The organism is Acinetobacter sp. Q186-3 (assembly GCF_013420655.1).
GTDB classification, from domain to species: domain Bacteria; phylum Pseudomonadota; class Gammaproteobacteria; order Pseudomonadales; family Moraxellaceae; genus Acinetobacter; species Acinetobacter indicus.
The window spans coordinates 1-5,025 of sequence record NZ_VOXS01000035.1 but is presented as its reverse complement, the minus strand read 5'-3'; the positions used below and the strand labels follow the sequence as shown (position 1 = coordinate 5,025).

The window sequence follows — 5,025 nt, the reverse complement described above, 5'->3', positions numbered from 1 at the left end:
GCTGACGCACACCATCGCCCACCGGGTGGGTCGCTATCTGGAACGGCAAGGCCTGCTGGAACGGGATGTCGAAAACAGCTATCTGGCCTCGGATGCGGTGGATGACGACCCGATGACACCCCTGCTGGGGCACTCGATCACTTACCGTATCGCTGTCGGTTCACAGGCGGGGCGAAAGGTGTTCACTTTGCAAACTCTGCCGACCAGTGGTGATCCGTTCGGTGACGGGATTGGCAAGGTAGCCGGGTCCAGCCTGCACGCCGGCGTGGCGGCCAGGGCCGATGAACGCAAGAAGCTCGAACGGCTGTGCCGGTACATCAGCCGCCCGGCGGTATCCGAGAAGCGGCTGTCGTTAACACGAGGCGGCAACGTGCGCTACCAGCTCAAGACGCCGTACCGGGACGGCACCACGCACGTCATTTTCGAACCATTGGATTTCATTGCAAGGCTGGCCGCCCTGGTACCGAAGCCCAGAGTCAACCTAACCCGCTTCCACGGGGTGTTCGCACCCAACAGTCGGCACCGGGCGTTGGTCACGCCGGCAAAACGGGGCAGGGGCAACAAGGTCAGGGTGGCTGATGAACCGGCAACACCAGCACAACGGCGAGCGTCGATGACATGGGCGCAACGGCTCAAGCGTGTTTTCAATATCGACATCGAGACCTGCAGCGGCTGCGGCGGCGCCATGAAAGTCATCGCCTGCATTGAAGACCCTATAGTGATCAAGCAGATCCTTGATCACCTGAAGCACAAAGCCGAAACCAGCGGGACCAGGGCGTTACCCGAAAGCCGGGCGCCACCGGCTGAGCTGCTCCTGGGTCTGTTTGACTGACGAGCCTGAAGGCCAACGATACCAATCAAAATGCTGCGTTCACAGCGCCGCGGCAGGGATCCGCCGTGCTGGTTGTCGGAAAAGGAGCCGCTAGTGGGAAAGAGGAGGGTAAATTTTCAGCGTTGCTGGCTCCCCGTCAGCCGGATTGGGTTGCATCGCAGGGGTGTCGAAAGAGTCAACTGCGGTCCAAAGCTGTTGGACTTGGGTGAAAAGGGCGTTTATTCTTCCTGTACGTACAATCAATTCGGTAGATATTGAACCTGAATATAGGGATATATTTAACTTGACGTTACACCAATCACAACAACGGCAAGTGAATTACGCAATGAGTAATACTTTTGGTTTTGGCGGACACATTGCCACAAGTATTTTTAAAAAATATGCTGAATAGAGAGTAGGTGCTAACTTCGGTTTGCTCGTGTTGGCGCTAAATCGAAAGTTCAAGTATCCCAACATGTTCCTTCGTATAGAAGTTAAAAGTTGGCAATTATCGTAGAACAACCTACAGACAACACCAATATGTAACCGATAAATAATTACAAAATATGACCGACAGAGTAAACATCATCAATAACTACATCGATGGATACAACCAATTTGATATCAAAAAAATGGTTGCAGACCTTGACGATAATATTGTTTTTGAAAACATTCAAAATAATGATATAAGGTTATCGCTGAAAGGGTTAACAGCGTTTAAACAACAGGCAGAAACAGCAAAAACATACTTTGCAAAGAGAACACAGACAGTTAAATCGTTTAGGCATTTTGACAACAGCACTGAAATAGAAATTGATTATACAGCAATTTTAGCAATTGACTTTCCGAACGGCTTAAAAAAAGGGCAAAAGCTAAAGTTATCAGGAAAATCCGTGTTTGAATTTAAAAAAACAAAGTGATTAAATTGACAGACATTAGTTGACATTAAAACCAGCGAACAAGAATATGACTTTATTAAAACATAAAAAAATTACAATAATTGGTGCCGGGCCTGTTGGATTAACAATGGCGAGATTGTTACAGCAAAACGGCGTGGACATTACAGTTTACGAGAGAGACAAAGACCAAGATGCAAGGATTTTTGGTGGGACACTTGATCTGCACAGGGATTCGGGACAGGAAGCAATGAAAAGAGCGGGATTGTTACAAACTTATTATGACTTAGCTTTACCAATGGGTGTAAATATTGTTGATGAAAAGGGCAATATTTTAACCACAAAAAATGTAAGACCCGAAAATCGTTTTGACAATCCTGAAATAAACAGAAATGACTTAAGGACTATCCTATTAAATAGTTTACAAAATGATACCGTCATTTGGGATAGAAAACTTGTTACCCTTGAACCTGATAAGGAGAAGTGGATACTAACTTTTGAGGATAAATCGAGTGAAACAGCAGATCTGGTTATTATTGCCAATGGTGGAATGTCTAAAGTAAGAAAATTTGTTACCGACACGGAAGTTGAAGAAACAGGTACTTTCAATATACAAGCCGATATTCATCAACCGGAGGTGAACTGTCCTGGATTTTTTCAGCTTTGCAATGGAAACCGGCTAATGGCTGCTCATCAAGGTAATTTATTATTTGCGAATCCTAATAATAATGGTGCATTGCATTTTGGAATAAGTTTTAAAACACCTGATGAATGGAAAAGCAAAACGCGGGTAGATTTTCAAGACAGAAATAGTGTCGTTGATTTTCTCCTGAAAAAATTTTCCGATTGGGACGAACGCTACAAAGAACTGATTCGTTTGACATCATCTTTTGTAGGGTTAGCGACACGAATATTTCCCTTAGATAAGTCTTGGAAAAGTAAGCGTCCATTACCCATAACGATGATTGGAGATGCTGCTCATTTGATGCCTCCTTTTGCAGGACAAGGCGTAAACAGTGGGTTGATGGATGCCTTGATATTGTCGGATAATCTGACCAATGGGAAATTTAACAGCATTGAAGAGGCTATTGAAAATTATGAACAGCAAATGTTTGCTTATGGAAGAGAAGCACAGGCAGAATCAATAATAAACGAAACGGAAATGTTCAGCCTCGACTTTTCTTTCCAAAAACTAATGAATCTATAAAACAGAAAGGCGAGGAAATGAAAGAGAAAATAGTTAAAAAAAACGGAATAAGACTTTTTACCGAAAGTTTTGGATGTGAAAAAGATCCGGCAATACTCTTGATTGCGGGAGCAACGGTATCCATGTTGTATTGGGATGCTGAATTTTGCCAGAAACTATCTGAAAAGGGATTTTTTGTTATTCGCTACGACAATAGGGACGTAGGAAAATCTACTAATTACGAACCGGGTTCAACCCCCTATGATATTGTTGATTTAGTCGATGATGCCATATCGATTTTGGACGGCTATAAAATAGTCAAAGCCAATTTTGTGGGAATTTCACTGGGCGGACTGATTTCTCAAATAGCATCAATAAAATATGCCGACAGGGTAAGTTCAATAACACTAATCTCATCAGGTCCTTGGGGCGACTCAGACCCCACAATTCCTGAAATGGATACGCGTATTTTAGATTTTCACGGAAAAGCTGAAACCGTAGATTGGACAAATGAAGACAGTGTGGCAAATTATTTAATTCAAGGTGCTGAATTGATGAGCGGCAGGAAACAATTTGACAAACAAAGAAGTGAAAAACTGATTAGAGCCGAATTTAAAAGAGCTAATAACTATATAAGTATGTTCAATCATGCGGCACTGCAAGGTGGTGAAGAATACTGGAACAGATTGAGCGAAATCAATCAACCAACCTTAATTGTACACGGAACGGACGATAAAATATGCCATTTTAAGAATTCAGCAGTTTTACTTGAAAAGATAAACGGCTCAAAACTAATAACGCTTGATGGAACCGGACACGAACTACATTTCGAAGATTGGAATAAAATTATTGATGGAATAACGCAACATACAACAAATAACAAAAGAATGAACAAATAGGGTATTATGTATTTCCAAATCAACGGTTTAGAGATTGAAGCTAATATCAATGTGTTCTTTGAATAACATCTTTTGGTGTTTTTTAATAATCATACTACGCAATTTTCTTTTATAAAAGGAAATATTGTAAACTAAATACGAAATGGTATCTTCATTAAATCATATCATCTCGGAGATACAGCGAAAAGAAAATACAATTTTGTTTTCTTAAAAACCAAAGACCAGGATTAACATCTTGGTCATTGTGCTTTTCAACCAATATCAACCAAAGCCACCAAAAAGATTACTTAACATAGGTTCATTGCCTGATTTTTTTATTCTTGAGACCTTAGCAGAAAATAATGTGATATGAAATATAAGGACATAGGAGAATCAGAGAAATTAGACCAAGTAATCAAAGAGATGAAAAATATTTTCAGAACTGTACCATATGGCGTCGATCACACAATGAAGGTGTTAGAAAATACACGGACGATTATTGAAAGAGAAAATGTAGACAGTCAGACTGGTTGTATTATAGAGTTAAGTGCTGTTTTACACGACATAGGTTCTGTGGAAGCATTACGCAAATATGGATCAATGGAGGGACATCTCCAAGAGCAGGAAGGAGTACCAATTGCAAGAAATATATTAAATGAACATAATTATGAACCATTCGTAATTGAAAGAGTATGTTATATAGTTGGAAACCATCATACGCCTGAAAAAATAGATGGAAAAGATTTTCAGATTCTTTGGGAGGCAGACCTTATTGAAAACATGCAAGTTATGGATTGCACTAAGGACACAGAAACCTTAAGACAATTTGTTTCAAAAAAAATCAAAACACAAGCGGGTAAGGCGCTTGCTTTATGTAAATACAGTCCTGCATTGAAGACCCTATAGTGATCAAGCAGATCCTTGATCACCTGAAGCACAAAGCCGAAACCAGCGGGACCAGGGCGTTACCCGAAAGCCGGGCGCCACCGGCTGAGCTGCTCCTGGGTCTGTTTGACTGACGAGCCTGAAGGCCAACGATACCAATCAAAATGCTGCGTTCACAGCGCCGCGGCAGGGATCCGCCGTGCTGGTTGTCGGAAAAGGAGCCGCTAGTGGGAAAGAGGAGGGTAAATTTTCAGCGTTGCTGGCTCCCCGTCAGCCGGATTGGGTTGCATCGCAGGGGTGTCGAAAGAGTCAACTGCGGTCCAAAGCTGTTGGACTTGGGTGAAAAGGGCGTTTATTCTTCCTATACGT

The 5,025-nt window shown here is 42.3% G+C and carries 4 protein-coding genes and 1 pseudogene; all 5 read left to right on the top strand.

The genetic code is table 11. The annotated features are described in order from the left end of the window. A pseudogene (locus FTT64_RS14115) lies at window positions 1–832 on the top strand (IS91-like element ISVsa3 family transposase); the annotation flags it as partial. Window positions 833–1,377: 545 nt separating this feature from the next. Further along, window positions 1,378–1,731 (top strand): hypothetical protein, encoded by a 354-nt coding sequence (locus tag FTT64_RS14105; protein ID WP_218949381.1) that lies wholly within the window; start codon window positions 1,378–1,380, stop codon window positions 1,729–1,731. Window positions 1,732–1,777: 46 nt separating this feature from the next. Continuing rightward, entirely contained in the window at window positions 1,778–2,914 is a 1,137-nt protein-coding gene (gene tet(X) / locus FTT64_RS14100) for a tetracycline-inactivating monooxygenase Tet(X) (protein WP_044502094.1), read from the top strand. A 17-nt stretch (window positions 2,915–2,931) separates the two neighbouring features. Continuing rightward, a complete protein-coding gene (gene estT, locus FTT64_RS14095; RefSeq protein ID WP_180182507.1) occupies window positions 2,932–3,792 on the top strand; it encodes a macrolide hydrolase EstT in 861 nt (286 codons plus the stop codon). A 348-nt stretch (window positions 3,793–4,140) separates the two neighbouring features. Beyond that, window positions 4,141–4,677 carry an HD domain-containing protein gene (locus FTT64_RS14090; protein WP_159138992.1) on the top strand — a complete coding sequence of 179 codons (537 nt, stop codon included), beginning with the start codon at window positions 4,141–4,143 and terminating at the stop codon, window positions 4,675–4,677. The last annotated feature ends 348 nt before the right edge of the window (window positions 4,678–5,025 follow it).